The 18077-nt window shown below is 62.8% G+C and carries 13 protein-coding genes, 1 tRNA gene and 1 pseudogene; 6 read left to right on the top strand and 9 right to left on the bottom strand.

The window, feature by feature from the left end:
- From NKH43_RS24080 to NKH43_RS24065, 4 genes are all read right to left on the bottom strand, one after another.
- A partial coding sequence (locus NKH43_RS24080) for an ABC transporter permease subunit (protein WP_352860142.1) occupies positions 1 to 447 on the bottom strand: 447 nt, incomplete at its 3' end.
- A complete protein-coding gene (locus NKH43_RS24075) occupies positions 447 to 1178 on the bottom strand; it encodes an ABC transporter permease (protein ID WP_352860141.1) in 732 nt (243 codons plus the stop codon). The genes NKH43_RS24075 and NKH43_RS24080, both read right to left, overlap by 1 nt.
- Positions 1179 to 1304: 126 nt before the next feature.
- A complete protein-coding gene (locus tag NKH43_RS24070; RefSeq protein ID WP_352483947.1) occupies positions 1305 to 2099 on the bottom strand; it encodes a transporter substrate-binding domain-containing protein in 795 nt (264 codons plus the stop codon).
- Between the two features lie 54 nt (positions 2100 to 2153).
- Positions 2154 to 2963, bottom strand: a complete 810-nt coding sequence (locus tag NKH43_RS24065) for an ABC transporter ATP-binding protein (protein ID WP_023718026.1) — start codon at positions 2961 to 2963, stop codon at positions 2154 to 2156.
- 218 nt (positions 2964 to 3181) lie between these two features.
- Between NKH43_RS24065 and NKH43_RS24060 the strand changes: the two genes are divergently transcribed.
- The 3 genes from NKH43_RS24060 to NKH43_RS24050 are packed head-to-tail and all read left to right on the top strand — an operon-like array spanning position 3182 to position 6372.
- Positions 3182 to 4030 carry a dimethylarginine dimethylaminohydrolase family protein gene (locus NKH43_RS24060; RefSeq protein ID WP_031193690.1) on the top strand — a complete coding sequence of 283 codons (849 nt, stop codon included), beginning with the start codon at positions 3182 to 3184 and terminating at the stop codon, positions 4028 to 4030.
- Positions 4027 to 5607 (top strand): 5-guanidino-2-oxopentanoate decarboxylase, encoded by a 1581-nt coding sequence (locus tag NKH43_RS24055; protein ID WP_352860140.1) that lies wholly within the window; start codon positions 4027 to 4029, stop codon positions 5605 to 5607. Before NKH43_RS24060 ends, NKH43_RS24055 begins: the two co-directional genes overlap by 4 nt.
- Positions 5608 to 5664: 57 nt before the next feature.
- Positions 5665 to 6372 (top strand): SDR family NAD(P)-dependent oxidoreductase, encoded by a 708-nt coding sequence (locus tag NKH43_RS24050; RefSeq protein WP_023718023.1) that lies wholly within the window; start codon positions 5665 to 5667, stop codon positions 6370 to 6372.
- Positions 6373 to 6462: 90 nt separating this feature from the next.
- On the opposite strand, the gene rpsA is transcribed toward NKH43_RS24050, so the two are convergent.
- From rpsA to aroA, 4 genes and pseudogenes are all read right to left on the bottom strand, one after another.
- A complete protein-coding gene (gene rpsA, locus NKH43_RS24045; protein WP_023676278.1) occupies positions 6463 to 8160 on the bottom strand; it encodes a 30S ribosomal protein S1 in 1698 nt (565 codons plus the stop codon).
- Between the two features lie 204 nt (positions 8161 to 8364).
- Entirely contained in the window at positions 8365 to 9015 is a 651-nt protein-coding gene (gene cmk / locus NKH43_RS24040; protein ID WP_352860148.1) for a (d)CMP kinase, read from the bottom strand.
- Positions 9016 to 9045: 30 nt separating this feature from the next.
- Positions 9046 to 9234: pseudogene (locus NKH43_RS24035) on the bottom strand (DUF6881 domain-containing protein); the annotation flags it as partial.
- Positions 9235 to 9319: 85 nt separating this feature from the next.
- Positions 9320 to 10678, bottom strand: coding sequence for a 3-phosphoshikimate 1-carboxyvinyltransferase (gene aroA / locus NKH43_RS24030; protein ID WP_352860139.1), 1359 nt, complete (start codon positions 10676 to 10678; stop codon positions 9320 to 9322).
- 194 nt (positions 10679 to 10872) lie between these two features.
- Between aroA and NKH43_RS24025 the strand changes: the two genes are divergently transcribed.
- A complete protein-coding gene (locus NKH43_RS24025; protein WP_023676282.1) occupies positions 10873 to 11262 on the top strand; it encodes a TIGR02300 family protein in 390 nt (129 codons plus the stop codon).
- 162 nt (positions 11263 to 11424) lie between these two features.
- A tRNA-Ala gene (locus NKH43_RS24020) sits at positions 11425 to 11500 on the top strand.
- 230 nt (positions 11501 to 11730) lie between these two features.
- Here the strand turns inward: NKH43_RS24020 and NKH43_RS24015 are convergent.
- Positions 11731 to 11919, bottom strand: a complete 189-nt coding sequence (locus NKH43_RS24015) for a hypothetical protein (RefSeq protein WP_352860138.1) — start codon at positions 11917 to 11919, stop codon at positions 11731 to 11733.
- A 405-nt stretch (positions 11920 to 12324) separates the two neighbouring features.
- On the opposite strand from NKH43_RS24015, the gene NKH43_RS24010 reads away from it, so the two are divergent.
- Positions 12325 to 18030, top strand: coding sequence for a HAMP domain-containing protein (locus NKH43_RS24010; protein ID WP_352860147.1), 5706 nt, complete (start codon positions 12325 to 12327; stop codon positions 18028 to 18030).
- The last annotated feature ends 47 nt before the right edge of the window (positions 18031 to 18077 follow it).

Raw genomic sequence — 18077 nt, 5'->3', positions numbered from 1 at the left:
ATACGAGATCGTCAGAGAAAGAACGGCGTAGGGCCATGCCTGCCTTAGAATGGGCCAGAGGAACGACTCGCGTATCCACGGAAATTGCGGAAACAGCGAACCCAGTCCGTAGTAGAGCAGCCAGAGCTGGAGCAGCAGCGGCGTGCCGCGAACAATCGTGCAGAACACCTTGGCCGGCACGCTCAAGATCGGCGGGCCGATCACCTGCGCCAGGCCGAGGGGGATGGCGAGCGCGATGCCCAGAGCCGACGTTACCACAAGCAGCCAGATGGTCCGCCACATGCCTTGCAAAGCCAGCGGCAGATAGGTGGGAAGCCAATCCCAACGCATGAGGAAAATCGATGCCAGTACGACAACCAGCGCGATCAGGATCAGAGCTATGCGGTGTGGCTGCATCCAGAGCGAGGCCCGTGCGACGGCGTCAATGACCGGGGTTTCGGTCGCCATCAGTGCGATCCCGCGATCGACGGCATGCCGCGTCGCGCCCAGCGCTCAACCCGCCCGATGACGACGTTGGAGACGAGGGTCAGAACGAGATAAAGCGCGCCCGCCGCCATGAAGAAGGTGAAATAAGCCTTCGTCGCGCCGGCTGCCGTCCGTGTGGTTTGGGTCAGTTCATTGACGCCGACGATCGCGAGAAGCGCGGTGTCCTTGGTGGCGATCAGCCACAAATTTGCCAGCCCCGGAATGGCGAAAGGCAGCATCGCCGGCAGCGTTATACGCCTGAGAAGCAGGCCGGGAGGCATTCCATAGGCCCGCGCGGCTTCGATCTGGCCTTGCGGAACGGCGCGGATCGCGCCGCGCAAGACTTCGGTGGAGTAGGCGCCCTGCACGACCCCGAGCACGCCTATGCCGGCGACAACCCCGTTGATGTCGATCGCGGCACAGCCGAGCGCGGTAAGCAACTGGTTGATGAGGTCGGTACCAGCGAAATAAAGCAGCAGGATCAGCACCAGCTCGGGCACGGCGCGGACCACTGTGGTGTAAACTTCCAGCAGGTCACGGACCACCGGCCCGCCATAGAGCTTGCCATAGGCGCCGCCGACGCCGATCAAAAGACCAACCCCAAAGGAACCGAAAGCAATTCCGACGGAGTTTGCCAGCCCATGCAGAAGGCTGAGACCCCTGCCGTTCGGCGGTTCGAAGGACAGCAATTCCAGCGAACTGGCTCCGAACATGGTGGCGAGAACGTCGCTCAGCTTATGTCCCCTGGACTTGCGGGTTGAGGCGCCAATGATGCGTCAAGCCGGACATGCCCACCGCGACGACGGCGGCTAGGCATGCCCGGCTTGACGCCGTTTCCGTCAGTTGGACTGCGACGCTTCGCCGTAGATGTCGAAATCGAAGTACTTCTTGGTGATTTCGGCATATTTGCCATTGGCCCGAATGGCCTTGATGGCGGCATTGATCTTGTCCTTGAGCTCGGTGTCGCCTTGGCGCATGCCGGCGCCGACGCCCGGCCCGAGCACTTCAAGGTCCGGCGCGACATAACCCTTGAGGTCGCAGCACGCCTTGCCTTGGTCCGACTTCAAAAACGCGTCGAGCGCGATCGAATCGGCCTGAGTGGCATCGATCCGGCCGGCGGCGAGATCCTGATTTGCCTCGTCCTGCGTCTGGTATTCCTTGATTTCCGCAGCGTCGGTGAAGTGCTTCTTGGCGTAGGCGGCGTGCACCGTAGACGCCTGAACGCCGACTATCTTGGCTTTCAGCCCCTCTGGCGTCGCATCGAATTTCTGATCCTTGGCGCCGATCACCGCAGTCGGCGTGTTATAGTATTTGTCGGAGAAGTCGATTTCCTTCTTGCGCTCGTCGGTAATGGACATCGAATTCATGATCGCATCGATCTTCTTGGTTTTAAGCGCCGGGATGAGGCCGTCCCACGGGACTGGCGTCAATGCGCAATCCAGCTTGGCTTCGCCGCAAATGGCGTTGACGATGTCGACTTCCCAGCCACCCCACTTGCCGGAAGCATCCTGCGAGTAAAACGGCGGATAGGCTTCCGGCGAAAAACCCACCTTGATCTGTTCGGCGCTTGCCGAAAATGCGCCCGACAATGCGATCAGCGTGGCCGCGAGCGCCGTTTTGAGAAAAGGTTTCATTTTTCAGTTCTCCCGTTTTTTGGTTTTGACGTTCCCGTCTGCTTTTCTCGCAAGTCATCCAACATTGCGCAGAAACTGCTTCAGCCTTTCGGATTTTGGTGCGCCGAAGATCTGTTCCGGCGGCCCTTCTTCCTCGACCAGCCCGTTATGGAGATAGACGACATGCGTCGCCACCTCGCGGGCAAACTTCATCTCATGCGTGACCAGCACCATGGTGCGGCCTTCGCGCGCCAGGTCGCCGATCACCTTCAGCACTTCGCCGACCAACTCCGGGTCGAGCGCCGAGGTCGGCTCATCGAACAGCATGACGCGCGGATTGATGGCCAGCGCCCTGGCTATCGCTGCGCGCTGCTGTTGGCCGCCCGACAGATAGGCGGGGTAGACGTCGCGTTTTTCGGCCAGGCCGACGCGGGCGAGCAGCTTTTCCGCCTCGCCGATCGCTACATCGCGCTTGACGCCGAGCACATGCACGGGAACCTCGATGACGTTCTCGATCAACGTCATGTGGCTCCAAAGATTGAAGTTCTGGAAGACCATGCCGAGCTTGGAGCGGATGCGTTCGATCTGCTTGCGGTCGGCGGGCACGGTGTGGCCGTGGCTGTCGGCCTTCAGCTTTATCTCTTCGCCATTGACGCGGATGATGCCGCTGGTCGGGTTCTCCAGGCAATTGATGCAGCGCAGCAGCGTCGACTTGCCCGAGCCGCTGCCGCCGATGATGGCGATCACCTCGCCATCGCGCGCCGACAGCGAAACGCCCTTCAATACGTGCAGCTTGCCGAAATTCTTGTGCAGGTTCTCGACGTGGATGGCTTCGGCGGCGCCGTTCTGCACCGTATGCTTCAGGGCGGTGGCCGGCGCTGTCATCGTCGCGGTGCCCCGCGGAGCAGCCGAGGCAGTCCTTGCTGGAATTTATTACCCATTACCCGTCACTGGACAGCGTTCCGATTCTCAAGATGGACCGTTCCGCTTGCCTCCGTCAACCGCAGTTTTTGGACCATTGATCACGGCCTGCCGAGTGGCTATTGGCAGGAGGGAGCGCGTTTCAGGAGAATTTAGTGGGCAAAGCATACGGGTCGCAGTCGATGGCAGGGCCGCTGCAGCGCGTGCTGATGCGCTCCGCCGCCAGCGCCATGCATCGGGCCGAAGCACTGGAATGGCACTACGGTCCCGGCTTCGATCCGCAAAAAGCGGCGGCCCAGCATGAAGCGCTGGCCGGGCTGATTTCCGGCTCAGGCGCCGAGATCGAATGGCTGAGCGACGCCGATGACGGGCTTGCCGATTCTGTCTTTACCCACGATCCCTCGCTGATGACCGACCATGGCGCGGTCATCCTTGCCATGGGCAAGGCGCTGCGCCGGCCCGAGCCCGGCCTGCACGAGGCAGCTTATGGGCGCATGGGCATACCTGTCCTCGGCCGTATCGAGACTCCCGGCCAGGTCGAGGGCGGCGACTGCGTGTGGATGGATGCAAACACACTGGCGGTCGGCCGCGGCGTACGCACCAATCAGCACGGCATCCAGCAGCTCTCCAACCTGCTTTCACCCAAAGGCATCCAGGTCTATGGCTTCGACCTGCCGCTCTGGCAAGGCGAGGACGCCTGCCTGCATCTGATGTCGGTGATCAGCCCGCTCGCCGACGATCTGGCGCTGGTCTATGGGCCGCTCCTGCCGGTCGCCTTCCACCAGATGCTGCGTGCGCATGGCATTCGCCTGGTCGAGGGCGACGCCGACGAATTCTTCGCCTCGAGCGGGCTCAGCCTGAACGTCCTGCCGACCGCGCCGCGCCAGGTTATCGCCGTTGCCGGTTTTCCGAAGACGGCGGCTGCCATGCAGGCCGCCGGCTGTACGGTCTCGACATTCGAGGCCGATGCGCTGTGCATTGCCTGCGAGGGCGGCCCAACCTGCCTCACGCGCCCGGTGCTAAGACAATGACGACGATCGGCGAAGCGCTCATCACCTTGCTGGAAGCGCACGGCGTCGACACCGTCTTCGGCATTCCCGGCGTGCACACGGTCGAGCTCTACCGCGGGCTTGCGCGGTCGAAGATCCGTCACGTCACGCCGCGCCACGAGCAGGGCGCCGGCTTCATGGCTGACGGCTATGCGCGCGCGAGCGGCAAGCCGGGTGTCGCCTTCGTCATCACCGGGCCGGGGCTGACCAACACCATCACCGCCATGGGCCAGGCGCGCGCCGATTCGGTGCCGATGCTGGTAATCTCGGGCGTCAACGCCACGCCGACGCTGGGCAAGGGCCTTGGCCATCTGCATGAACTGCCGGACCAGCGCGGCATGATGGAGAAGGTGGCGCTGTTTTCGCACCGTGTCACCGAGGCCGGCGAATTGCCCGGCGTGCTCGCCCGCGCTTTTGCACTTTTTTCATCCTCGCGTCCGGGGCCAGTGCATATCGAGATCCCGACCGATGTCATGACCATGCCCGCCACCGGCATCGTGGCGCTGCTGCGGAATTCGGCCCCGCCCGAGCCGGGCGCCGCGGTGATCGCTGAGGCAGCCAGGCTTTGCGCTGCCGCCCGCCGGCCGCTTATCCTGGCCGGCGGCGGCGCCAAAGCTGCCGAAGCGCCGTTGCAGCGCCTGGCCGAGAGGTTAGGAGCGCCGGTCGTCCAAACCGCCAATGCGCGCGGCCTGCTCTATCGCCATCCGCTTGGCGTGCCGGCCAGCCCCAGCCTGAAGGCGGTGCGTGCGCTGATGGCCGATGCCGACCTGGTCATCGCCGCCGGTACCGAATTCGGTCCGACCGATTATGACGGCTATGGCGACGGCGGTTTTGTCCTGCCCGCCAATCTGATCCGCATCGACATCGGCGCCGACCAACTTACCAGGCGGCCGGCCCGGATTTCGATCCAGGCCGATTGTGGCGCAGCGCTCGAGGCGCTGCATGCCGAACTCGGCATGGGCCAGGCGCAATCAGGCGACGGCGCCGCTCGCGCGGCCGCGACGCGGCAAGCGGCCTTTGCCGAGATTGGCCCAGCTATGCAGGCGCAATTGCGCGCCGTCGAGACGATCCGTGATGCGCTGCCTGGCTCGATCATCGTCGGCGATTCGACCCAGCCGGTCTACGCCGCCAACCTCTATTACGATCACGACCGGCCGGGCGGCTGGTTCAACGCCGCTACCGGCTTCGGCGCGCTCGGCTATGGCCCGCCGGCGGCGATCGGTGCTGCCCTTGCCAGGCCTGAGGCGCCGGTCGTTTGTCTCACCGGCGACGGCGGCTTCCAGTTCACCCTGCCGGAACTGGGCGCCGCGCTCGACGCGGTGGCGCCGGTGATCTTCGCCGTCTGGAACAATCGCGGCTACCGCGAGATCGAAACCTCGATGCTCGATGTCGGCGTCGAGCCGGTCGGCGTCTCCCCGGCACCGCCGGATTTCTGCAAATTGGCCGAAGCCTATGGCATTGCCGCCGAGCGGATTTCCGGCGCCGGCGGCTTGGCGGAGGCGCTTGGGCGCGCGCGGGCGGCTGGACGACCCTACGTCATCGAGATTTCGGTTGAGTGATCGCGCGAAAGGCGCGACCTTCCGCATCGGCGGCGCGCAACGACGGAGCGGTCGAATATGACGGAAACACTGGACGGCAGACATATCGTGGTGACCGGCGGCACCGGGGCGCTTGGCGGCGCGGTCGTAGGGAAACTGCTGGAGCAGGGCGCGATTTGCCATGTGCCCAATGCCCACGCTGCCGCGCCTGCCCATTTTCCCTTCCCGGCACATGACCGCGTCAGGCTGGCGCACAATGTCGACCTCGCCGACGCTGCCAAGGTCGATGCCTTTTATGCCAGCGTTCCGGATTTGTGGGCATCGGTGCATCTGGCCGGCGGCTTCACCGCCGCACCGGTCGAGAAGATCGAGCCCGCCTCCTTTGCCGAGATGATGGACACCAACGCCCGCACCACCTTCCTGTGCTGCCGCGCGGCGATACGCTCGATGCTGGAATCTTCCGTATCGGGCCGCATCGTCAATGTCACCGCGCGAGCCGGGCTCGATCCGCGGCGCGGCTCCGGCAAGGTGGCTTACGCTGCCGCCAAGGCGGCGGTCGCCGCGATGACCGTGGCGATGGCCGAAGAGCTGAAGGGCAAGGGCATACTGGTCAACGCCGTAGCGCCCTCGACCCTAGACACGCCGGCCACCCGGGCTGACATGCCGGGCGCCGATTTCAGCAAATGGGTCAGCTTGGAAGCAGCCGCGGAGGCCATTGCCTACCTCGCTTCGCCGGCCAATCTGGCGATGAGCGGCACGCTGGTGCCGCTTTACGGCAGGGCCTGAAATTCAGGTCGGGTGCAAAAAAAGCCCCGCCGGATCGCTCCGGCGGGGCTTTTTGTTTCGTTTACAACCTGCGCGAGGCGCAGTGTTGGCTTAGCTGCCCTGCTTCTTCAGCGCGGCACCCAGGATGTCGCCCAGCGAAGCGCCGGAGTCAGTCGAACCGTACTGGGCGACCGCTTCCTTCTCTTCGGCGATTTCCAGCGCCTTGATCGAGACCTGCAGCTTGCGGGTCTTCTTGTCGAAGGCGATGACGCGGGCGTCGACCTTCTGGCCGACAGTGAAGCGCTCGGGGCGCTGCTCGTCGCGGTCACGGCTGAGGTCGGAGCGCTTGATGAAGGTCTCGATGCCGCTGTCGACCAGCCGCACTTCCAGACCGCCATCCTTCACGCCGATAACCTCGCAGGTGACGACTGCGTTCTTGCGCAGTTCGCCTGACGTCGCCGCTTCGCCGACCGTGTCCTTGGCCAGCTGCTTGATGCCGAGCGAGATGCGCTCCTTGTCGATGTCGACGTCGAGCACCTGCGCCTTGACCATGTCGCCGCGATTGTACTCCTCGATCACCTGCTCGCCCGGACGGGTCCAGTCGAGGTCGGAAAGGTGGACCATGCCGTCGACATCGCCTTCGAGGCCGATGAACAGACCGAACTCGGTCTTGTTCTTGACCTCGCCCTCAACCTGGCTGCCGACCGGATGGCTGCGCGCGAAGGCCTCCCACGGGTTCTCCAGCGTCTGCTTGAGGCCGAGCGAGATGCGGCGCTTGGCCGGATCGACTTCGAGCACCACCACGTCGACTTCCTGCGTCGTCGACAGGATCTTGCCGGGATGCACGTTCTTCTTGGTCCACGACATTTCCGAAACGTGGATGAGGCCTTCGATGCCCGGCTCCAGCTCGACGAATGCGCCGTAGTCGGTGATGTTGGTAACGGTACCCTTGATCTTCTTGCCGATCGGGAACTTGGTGCCGATCTCGGACCACGGATCGCTCTCAAGCTGCTTCATGCCGAGCGAGATGCGGTGGGTTTCCTGGTTGATGCGGATGATCTGCACCTTGACCGTCTGGCCGATATTGAGGATTTCGGTCGGATGGTTGACGCGGCGCCATGCCATGTCGGTGACGTGCAGCAGGCCGTCGATGCCGCCGAGGTCGACGAACGCACCATAGTCGGTGATGTTCTTGACGACGCCTTCGACCACCTGGCCTTCTTCGAGGTTCTGCACGATTTCCGAACGCTGTTCGGCGCGGCTTTCCTCGAGTACGGTGCGGCGCGACACCACGATGTTGCCGCGGCGGCGATCCATCTTGAGGATCTCGAAGGGCTGCGGGTTGTGCATCAGCGGCGAGACGTCGCGGATAGGGCGGATATCGACCTGGCTGCGCGGCAGGAAAGCCACGGCACCGTCGAGGTCGACGGTGAAGCCGCCCTTGACCTGGTTGAAGATGACGCCTTCGACGCGTTCGCCCTTGGTGAACTTCTCTTCGAGACGGACCCAGCTCTCTTCGCGGCGGGCCTTTTCACGCGACAGCATGGCTTCGCCAAGCGCGTTCTCGATACGCTCGACATAGACCTCGACCGTGTCGCCGACCTTGAGCGTCGTGTCCTTACCCTTGACGCCGAATTCCTTCAGCGGCACGCGGCCTTCGACCTTGAGGCCGACGTCGATGATGGCCATGTCCTTCTCAATGGCGGTGATGATGCCCTTGACGACCTGGCCTTCGCCGGAATGGCCGGCGGAAAATGATTCTTCGAGCAGGCTCGCGAAATCATCGCGAGTGGGATTTGCAACTGACATAGTTTCTCCTGGAATGCCCCGCAATCTGTCGCGGGGCGGGCGCCGTGGGTTAGCGTTGCGTTGGCCTGCCGGCGTTCCGGGCAAAAAGCCCTGGCCGCCTTTGGGCGGCAATTCCGGCGCATGAAGAATGCTGGCAGGCTGGTTCATGCCCGATATGGGAATTCTTTTTGTCGCCGGCAATCGGCGGCGGCAGGAAAACCCGGCTCAGGCTTCGTTTCTCTTGGCCAGGACGTCATCGATGATCGCCCGAGCTGCCAGAAACGCGGCTTCTATAGCCATTTCCGACGTGTCGAGCAAGTGCGCATCGGCTGCCGGTTTCAAGGGCGAGTCCATGCGGCCCATGTCGCGCTCGTCGCGACGCACGATATCGGCAAGGATTTCATCGAAATTGGCAGTGCCGCCGATGCTCTCGATTTCGTCCAGCCGCCGCTTTGCCCGCACCTCGGCACTGGCCGTGACATAGAGTTTTACGTCGGCATCGGGACAGACGACAGTGCCGATGTCGCGGCCGTCGAGCACCGCGCCCGGCGGGGTTTTTGCAAAGTCGCGCTGCTTGTCGACCAGGATGCGCCGCACCGACGGGATGACAGCCACTTTCGAGGCAGCCTCTCCGACGGCGTGTGCCGAAAGCACGGCGCGGTCGAGCTTTGCCAGATCGACCTGACGAGCCGCGGTTTCAGCGGCCGAGACATTGTCGAGCGGCATGCCGAGCCGGAGCAGCGAATGCGCCACCGCGCGATAGGTGAGGCCGGTGTCGAGCAGGTTTAGCCGGTAGTGATCGGCGAGCCGTCGGGCAAGGGTGCCCTTTCCAGCGCCTGCAGGGCCGTCGATGGCGATGGTGAAGCCTGTCGTCATTCGAAACCTCGATGCAAGTGCCTCACTCCATCGGCGCTCGAAGTCAACCGCGTTGACCTCCGAGGCCTCGAACTGATTGTCGGAATTGATCTCTGTGAGATCGGGAAAGCCTTCTACGGAATTTCTGGTGCCCCCGATCTCAATATCCTCCGACCCGTCGAGGGCAGCGCCGCGAATGGCAAAACCCACGGAGCCATCGGCATAGAACTCTATAGTCCGGTTCTGGAAATGTCGTCGGCAACTTCATACCAGAGATGGGACGGCTCCTCCGGTATGCTATGTTTCCAATAAACGTAAAAGTATCTCACTCGATCGCCGCACCGAGCCCCTTCATCAGGCCCATGAATTCCGGAAAACTTGTCGCGATCATCGCTTGATCATCGATGGTCACGGGCTTTTCCGTCGCCAGCCCCATTACCAGAAAACTCATGGCTATGCGGTGGTCGAGATGGGTCTGGACGATGGTGCCCTGTCCGTTGGGGTGTTGGCCGAGGCCCTTGCCGCCAGGTTTTCCGCGCACGGCCAGCGTGGCCTCGCCCTCGCTGCAATCGACGCCGTTGAGCTTCAGCCCGTTGGCGACCGCCGACAGCCGGTCGGATTCCTTCACCCGCAGTTCTTCAAGCCCGAGCATCAGCGTTTCGCCCTCGGCAAAGCTCGCCGCCACGGCAAGCACCGGATACTCGTCGATCATGGTCGGCGCCCGTTCGGGCGGCACGGTGACGCCTTTCAGTTCGGAATAGCGTACGCGCAGGTCGGCGACGTCCTCGCCGCCTTCGTTGCGCGGATCGATTATGTCGATCCAGGCGCCCATTTCCTGCAGCGTCAAAAGAAGGCCCGTGCGCGTCGGGTTCATCAGCACGTTTTCGATGGTGATGTCCGAGCCCGGCACGATCAGCGCCGCCACCAGCGGAAAGCCGGCCGAGGAGGGGTCGCCAGGCACCGCGATGGTCTGGCCGGTGAGCTTGCCCTGGCCTTCGATGAAAATGTGGCGCACGCCGCGCTCGTCGGTCTCGACCGACAGATTGGCGCCGAACCCCTTGAGCATCTTTTCGGTGTGGTCGCGCGTCATCACCGGCTCGATGACGGTGGTGATGCCCGGCGTGTTCAGCCCCGCCAGCAGCACCGCCGACTTGACCTGTGCCGAGGCCATCGGCACGCGGTAGGTGATCGGCGCGGCGTGCTTGGGCCCGCGCAGCGTGATCGGCATGCGGTCGCCGGGTGTCGCCTTCAGCACCTGCACGCCCATCTGGCGAAGCGGTTCGAGCACGCGGCCCATCGGCCGGCCGGACAGCGAGGCGTCGCCGATGAAGGTGGTTTCCATGTCATAGGTGCCGACCAGGCCCATGGTGAGGCGGGAGCCCGTGCCGGCATTGCCGAAATCGAGCAGGCCCTCCGGTTGCAGCAGCGCGCCATTGCCGGTTCCGCGGATCACCCACTCAGTGCCATGCTTCTCGATATGAGCGCCCATCGCCTTCATGGCAGCGCCCGTACGCATCACGTCCTCGCCTTCCAGTAGTCCGGTGATGCGGGTTTCGCCGGAGGCCAGCCCGCCAAACATGAAGGAACGGTGCGAGATCGACTTGTCGCCCGGCACCCGTGCCGCGCCGGAAAGACCAGATGATTTTCGGGCGGTGGCCTGCTTCGGGGCGGCAGTGTGCGACATGGTTCTTTCCTGGAAACGCCGGCGGCCGGCCATTTTCTTGTGGTTTGCGCGGTCTCCTATCATGGCGGATCGAGATGGTCATCCCCTTGGTACGAAGGCCTTCGAATTCAAGCTTTTTGGGACGCCGGCTTTTCGCTTTGACAGCGCCGTAAACTCTGGTTAAGGGGACCAAACTTTCATCGACGAGGCTTGCTGTGGCAAAACCCGAACTTGGCACCAAACGCATCGACCCGGAGACGGGTCGAAAATTCTATGACTTGAACAAGGACCCGATCGTCTCGCCTTACACGGGCAAGAGCTATCCGCGCTCCTATTTCGAGGAAGGCAAGATAGCCGCCCTCGAGGAGGAAGAGGAAGTTGCCGAGAAGGAAGTGGACGCCGAGGAGGAAGAGGGCGTCGAGGTCGTCTCTCTCGAAGAGGCGGACGAGGACGCGAAGGCCGACGAGCTTCCCGATCTCGGCGATGACGAGGACGACGTTGACCTTGGCGATGACGAGGATGACACGTTCCTTGCCGACGAGGAGGAAGAAGACGACGACGTTGCCGACATGATCGGCGTCGGCGAAGACGACGACGAAGTCTGAGCGAACCGCATTCGCCGGCTTTCGCAGCCCCCGCCTAGAAAAAGCGGTTCTTGAAGGCTTGATATTGACTGAAGGCGGGGTTAGAAGCCGCCTGCACTAACGGCGCGGTCTCAACCCGCGCCGGATCTCTTCGCCGAAACGGCGCCGGCGGACTGCCGGAGTGGGGCCATAGCTCAGTTGGGAGAGCGCTTGAATGGCATTCAAGAGGTCGTCGGTTCGATTCCGATTGGCTCCACCAGTTCTACCTACCGAAATCATCAGCAGAGCGGCCGCCCGTCCCGGGCTGGCCGCCGCCTATCGCGGAACCTAGCTGAGACTAGTGTGATCGACCGTCGGCCTGGGCTCGCCAAATATGGTGAGCCCGTGCCCGGTCAGCACATGTCTCAGCAGGCCTGATTTGTGGTTTGAACCGCGAGCACCGGGTTTGGACTAGGTGGCGGCCTGAAACGACGGCTGAGCAAAACTCCGTTACTTGTTGCAGTTCTGCATATCCGACGTCATAGCGCCGCTGGGGGTGTTGTTGTCGGTATCGTTGCCTGCCGTATCCTTGCAGCGGTCATCCATGCCGTTTCCTTGCGTGGCGTTCGTTGCGTTCGGATCGATCGTATTCGGCGTGGTTGCGCTACCGGTGCCGGTGTTGCCGCCGGAGGTGCCCATATCGGCGCCGGTATTTTCCGCCCGTGCCAGTTCCGCTGGTTCCCGAGCCGGTCGATTGTGCCATGGCAGATGTGGCCAGGCCGATAGCAAGTAGGGATGCAGAGAGAATTTTCATCATCTTAGTGTCTCCATCGAGTTGCATCGCTCTATCGCGATCTGTACCAACGAGAGTTTTTCCGAGATGTTCCGTTCGACAGAAATAGTGATCGATACAATACTATGGATCTTTGTTGCTCGTCGTTTCATGAAATGCGGCGGCGAAATTTCTGCCGCATAGCGGCAACTTCCTTTGGAACCAAATCGAACATACCGCGTTGTTGCGCTTGCGGGGAGTTGTGTTGGCCGCAGGGGACAGTTTCACCAGGACATTCAAGAAATCCGTGAGCTGGGAGGGGCGCTGTGAGCGTGCTTGCATCCACAAGGCAATTGGACCACCGTCAAATACTGAACGCGCTGAAGGCTTTTCGGAGCGGTGATTTCTCCGTTCGCATCGATAATGTCTACACCGGCCTCGATTCCGAGATCGCCGACACCTTCAACGAAATCGTAGAACTCAACGATCAGGTCACGCGCGAGTTCGAACGCCTCAGCAAGGTCGTCGGCAAGGATGGCCGGATCGGCGAACGCGGCCGTGTCCGCAACGCCACCGGCAGTTGGGAATCGAGCGTCCGTTCCGTCAACGATCTGATCGAGGACATGGTTCAGCCGACGGCCGAAGTGGCGCGCGTCATCGGCGCGGTCGCCAAAGGCGACCTGTCGCAGACGATGATGGTCGAAATCGACGGCCGGCAGTTGCGCGGCGAATTCCTGCGCATCGGCAAGATCGTCAACACCATGGTCGGGCAACTGGCCTCCTTCGCCTCGGAGGTGACGCGCGTGGCGCGCGAGGTCGGCACCGAAGGCAAGCTCGGCGGCCAGGCCCGCGTGAAAGGTGTGGCCGGGACCTGGAAGGACCTGACCGACAACGTCAACGCCATGGCGACGAACCTGACCGGGCAGGTGCGCAACATCGCCGAGGTGACGACCGCCGTCGCTTCCGGCGACCTGTCGAAGAAGATCACCGTCGATGTGAAGGGCGAAATCCTCGAGCTCAAGAACACCATCAACACGATGGTCGACCAGCTCAATTCCTTCGCCTCGGAAGTGACGCGCGTTGCGCGCGAGGTCGGTACAGAAGGCAAGCTCGGCGGCCAGGCGCGCGTCGAAGGTGTCGGCGGCACCTGGAAGGACCTGACCGACAACGTCAACCTGATGGCCGAAAACCTGACAGGCCAGGTGCGCAATATCGCCGAGGTGACCACGGCTGTGGCGCTTGGCGACCTGTCGAAAAAAATCACGGTCGACGTCAAGGGCGAGATCCTCGAGCTGAAATCAACCATCAACACCATGGTCGACCAGCTGAACTCATTTGCCGGCGAAGTGACGCGCGTCGCCCGGGAAGTCGGCACCGAGGGCAAGCTCGGCGGCCAGGCGCAGGTGCGCGGCGTTGCCGGCACCTGGAAGGACTTGACCGACAACGTCAATTCGATGGCCGAGAACCTGACCGGCCAGGTCCGCAACATCGCCGAGGTGACGACCGCGGTTGCTTCGGGCGACTTGTCGAAGAAGATCACCGTCGCCGTGCAAGGCGAAATCCTCGAGCTCAAGGACACCATCAACACGATGGTCGACCAATTGAACTCCTTCGCCTCGGAAGTGACGCGTGTGGCCCGCGAGGTCGGCACCGAAGGCAAGCTCGGCGGCCAGGCCGAGGTGAAGGGCGTCGGCGGCACCTGGAAGGATCTGACCGACAACGTCAACCTGATGGCCGCCAACCTGACCGGCCAGGTGCGCAACATTGCCGAGGTGACGACCGCCGTGGCCCGCGGCGACCTGTCGAAGAAGATCACCGTCGACGTCAAGGGCGAAATCCTGGAGCTCAAGGACACCGTCAACACGATGGTCGACCAGCTGAACTCCTTCGCCTCCGAAGTGACGCGTGTGGCGCGCGAAGTGGGATCGGAAGGCAAGCTCGGCGGCCAGGCGCATGTCGAGGGTGTCGGCGGCACCTGGAAAGATTTGACCGACAACGTCAATGCCATGGCCGGCAATCTGACCGTGCAGTTGCGCGACGTGTCCAAGGTGGCGACGGCAATTGCGACCGGCGACCTCACCCAGAAGATCACGGTCGATGCATTGGGCGAGATCCTGCAGATCAAGGACGTCATCAACACGATGGTCGACCAGCTGAATTCCTTCGCCTCCGAGGTGACGCGCGTGGCGCGCGAAGTCGGTTCCGACGGCAAGCTCGGCGGCCAGGCGCAGGTGCGCGGCGTTGCCGGCACCTGGAAGGACCTGACCGACAACGTCAATGCGATGGCCGCCAACCTGACCGGGCAGGTGCGCAACATCGCCGAGGTGACGACTGCGGTGGCGCTTGGCGATCTGTCGAAGAAGATCACGGTCGACGTGCGCGGCGAGATCCTCGAGCTGAAGGACACCATCAATACGATGGTCGACCAGCTGAATTCCTTTGCCTCGGAAGTGACGCGCGTGGCGCGCGAGGTCGGCACCGAGGGCAAGCTCGGGGGTCAGGCGCAGGTGCGCGGCGTTGCCGGCACCTGGAAAGATCTGACCGACAATGTGAATTCAATGGCCGAGAACCTGACCGGCCAGGTCCGCAACATCGCCGAGGTGACGACGGCTGTGGCGCGCGGCGACCTGTCGAAGAAGATCACGGTCGACGTCAAGGGCGAGATCCTGGAGCTGAAATCGACCATCAACACCATGGTCGACCAGCTGAACTCCTTTGCCGGCGAAGTGACGCGTGTCGCCCGCGAGGTCGGCACCGAGGGCAAGCTCGGCGGCCAGGCACGGGTCGAGGGCGTCGCCGGCACCTGGAAGGACCTGACCGACAACGTCAACCTGATGGCGACGAACCTGACCAACCAGGTGCGCGGCATCGCCGATGTCGTGACCGCGGTCGCGCAAGGCAATCTCAAGCGCAAGCTGACGGTCGATGCCAAGGGCGAGATCGCCTCGCTCGCCGACACCATCAACGGCATGATCGAGACGTTGGCGACCTTCGCCGATCAGGTGACTAACGTCGCCCGCGAGGTGGGCATCGAAGGCAAGCTCGGCGGCCAGGCCCGCGTGCCCGGCGCCGCCGGCCTTTGGCGCGACCTGACCGACAACGTCAATCAGCTTGCGGCCAACCTGACCACCCAGGTGCGCGCCATCGCCGAAGTGTCGACTGCGGTGACCAAGGGCGATTTGACCCGCTCGATCAGCGTCCAGGCCTCCGGCGAGGTCGCGGCGCTGAAGGACAACATCAACGAGATGATCCGCAATCTGAAGGACCAGACGCTGAAGAATGCCGAGCAGGACTGGCTGAAGACCAATCTCGCCCGGTTCTCGCGCATGCTGCAGGGCGAGCGCGACCTGGCAACGGTCTCGCGTCTCATCATGTCCGAACTCGCGCCGCTGGTGAATGCGCAATATGGCGTGTTCTACGTGACCAACCGCGACGAGGATGAATTCTATCTGGAACTCGCCGCCTCCTATGGCGCCGAAAGCAAGGCGGAGATCAAGCAACGTCTCGATCTGCGCGAAGGCCTTGTCGGGCAAAGTGCCGCCGACAAGCGCGCCATCATGCTGGACAATGTGCCGCCGAATTTCCTGCGCGTCACGTCCGGCCTTGGCAATGCCGCGCCAGCGAACGTGATCATTCTTCCGGCTCTGTTCGAAGACGAGGTGAAGGCCGTCATCGAACTCGCCTCGTTCAGCGAATTCCGCGACACGCACCAGTCGTTCCTGAACCAACTGATGGAATCCGTCGGCATCGTTCTCAACACCATCGCCGCCACCATGCGCACCGAAGGCCTGCTCAAGCAGTCGCAGCTGCTGACTTCGGAGCTGCAGGCGCGTCAGACCGAGCTGACCAAAAAGCAGGAAGAGCTGCACGCCACCAACGAGGAGCTGCAGGAAAAGGCGCAGTTGCTCGAGAACGAAAAGAAGCAGGTGGAGAACAAGAACCTCGAAATCGAGATGGCGCGCCGTGCGCTGGAGGAGAAGGCCGAGCAGCTGGCGCTTACCTCGAAATACAAGTCGGAATTCCTCGCCAATATGAGCCACGAACTGCGTACGCCGCTGAACTCGCTGCTCATCCTTTCAAACCTGCTCGCAACCAACCAGCAAGGCAATCTCAACGACAAGCAGGTCGAGTTCGCGCGCACCATCAACTCGGCCGGCACCGACCTTCTGAGCCTCATCAACGATATCCTCGATCTGTCGAAGATCGAATCGGGCACCGTCTCGATCGACATCAACGACATGCCGGTGGTGCATCTTCGCCAGCATATGGAGCGAACCTTCCGGCAACTGGCGACCGACAAGGGACTTGGCTTCACCATCAATGTCGACCCCGAGCTTCCGGAGACGGTCCGCACCGACGAGAAGCGCTTGCAGCAGATCGTGCTCAACCTTTTGTCGAACGCGTTCAAATTCACCTCCGAAGGCGAAGTCAGCTTGAATTTCTGGGCCGAAAAGACTGGCCGTCACAACGGCTCGGTGCAACCGATGGAAGCGCTCGCGATCGCGGTTACCGATACGGGCATCGGTATTCCGCAAGACAAGCAGAAGCTGATTTTCGAGGCCTTCCAGCAGGCCGACGGCACCACCAGTCGCAAATATGGCGGCACCGGGCTTGGGCTCTCGATCAGCCGGGAGATCGCCCGGCTGATCGGCGGCGAATTGCGGGTCGAGAGCACGCCGGGCACGGGTTCGACGTTCACGCTGGTCATCCCGTTCGACGGACCTCGGATGGCCTTGGCAACGCAATCGGCGTTGCTGCCGGCGACCGAAGTGGCCGCATCGACGGCGCAGCCGAGCCCGCCATCTTCCGAATTGCTCGATGATCGCGATACGATCTCACCGGAAGATCGGGTCGTGCTGATCGTCGAGGACGACCCGACCTTCGGCGGTTTGCTGCTCGGCCTCGCGCGTTCGGCCGGGCTGAAGGGCGTCCTGTCGACCGCTGGCTCCGGCACGCTGGCTTTGGCGCGCAAGCTGGTTCCCGACGCGATCACGCTGGATCTCGGACTGTCGGATATCGACGGCTGGGTGTTGTTCGATCTGCTTCGCCATGACCCGAAAACCAAGGACATTCCCGTCCACGTCATTTCGGGCGCCGAAGATATCGAGGTGCTTGCCCGCAAGGGTGCATCCAGCATTTCAACCAAGCCCGTGTCGTCGGACGAACTGATGAAGGTCTTCCAGGACATTCACTCCAGAAAGCTCCGCGTCCAGCGCCGCGTCCTCATTGCCGATACCGATCCCGAGCGCCGTCTCTCGTTGATCGAGGCGATCCGCGACGGCGTCACCTCGGTCACCGCGATCGGCCGCGTCGCGGCGAATGCCGACGACATCGGCATCGCCGGCTATGATGCCGTTGTGCTCGGCTTTGGCCGCTCGGCCAAGGACAACGCCCAGATGCTGGATGAAATTGCCGTCCTGTTCGGGCAGTCCGTGTCGCGACTGTTGTTCTTCGCGCCGCATCCGGAAGCGCTGCAACAGTCGCTCGCCTTGCATCCGGCATTGGCGGATGTTCCGCGGGCGGAGAATTTCGCGCAGCTGGCTCTCCTGATGTCCGCAACGCTCCCGGGGCGAGGCCACGAAAGTTCGGCAGCCGAACAGCCGGACAAATTCGACCTCGCCGGCGCAAAGGTCCTCATCGTCGACGACGACATCCGCAACATCTATTCGCTCACCAGCGTTCTCGAGACCTATGACATCCAGGTGCTGCACGCGGAGCGCGGTAGGGAAGGTATTGCGCTTCTGGAGCAGAGCCCGGATATCGACGCCGCATTGATCGACATCATGATGCCGGAGATGGATGGCTACGAGACGATGCGGCAGATCCGCGGCATGTCGGCGATCGCCCATATCCCGCTGATCTCGGTTACCGCCAAGGCAATGAAGGGCGACCGGCAGAAGTGCCTCGACGCCGGCGCCTCCGACTATATCGCCAAGCCTGTCGACCTCGATCTGCTGCTGGCGTTGCTGCGTGTCTGGATCGGCCGCTCGCGATCCCGTGTCCATGGTCCGGAAAAGACGCTCATGGCAGTGAACTGACGGCCGCTCGATGCAGAAACTGTCGAGGCACGGAGCAAGGAAGCCGG

This window comes from Mesorhizobium sp. M1163 (assembly GCF_040318415.1).
Classification (GTDB): domain Bacteria; phylum Pseudomonadota; class Alphaproteobacteria; order Rhizobiales; family Rhizobiaceae; genus Mesorhizobium.
This window is presented reverse-complemented; position numbering and strand designations above follow the sequence as displayed.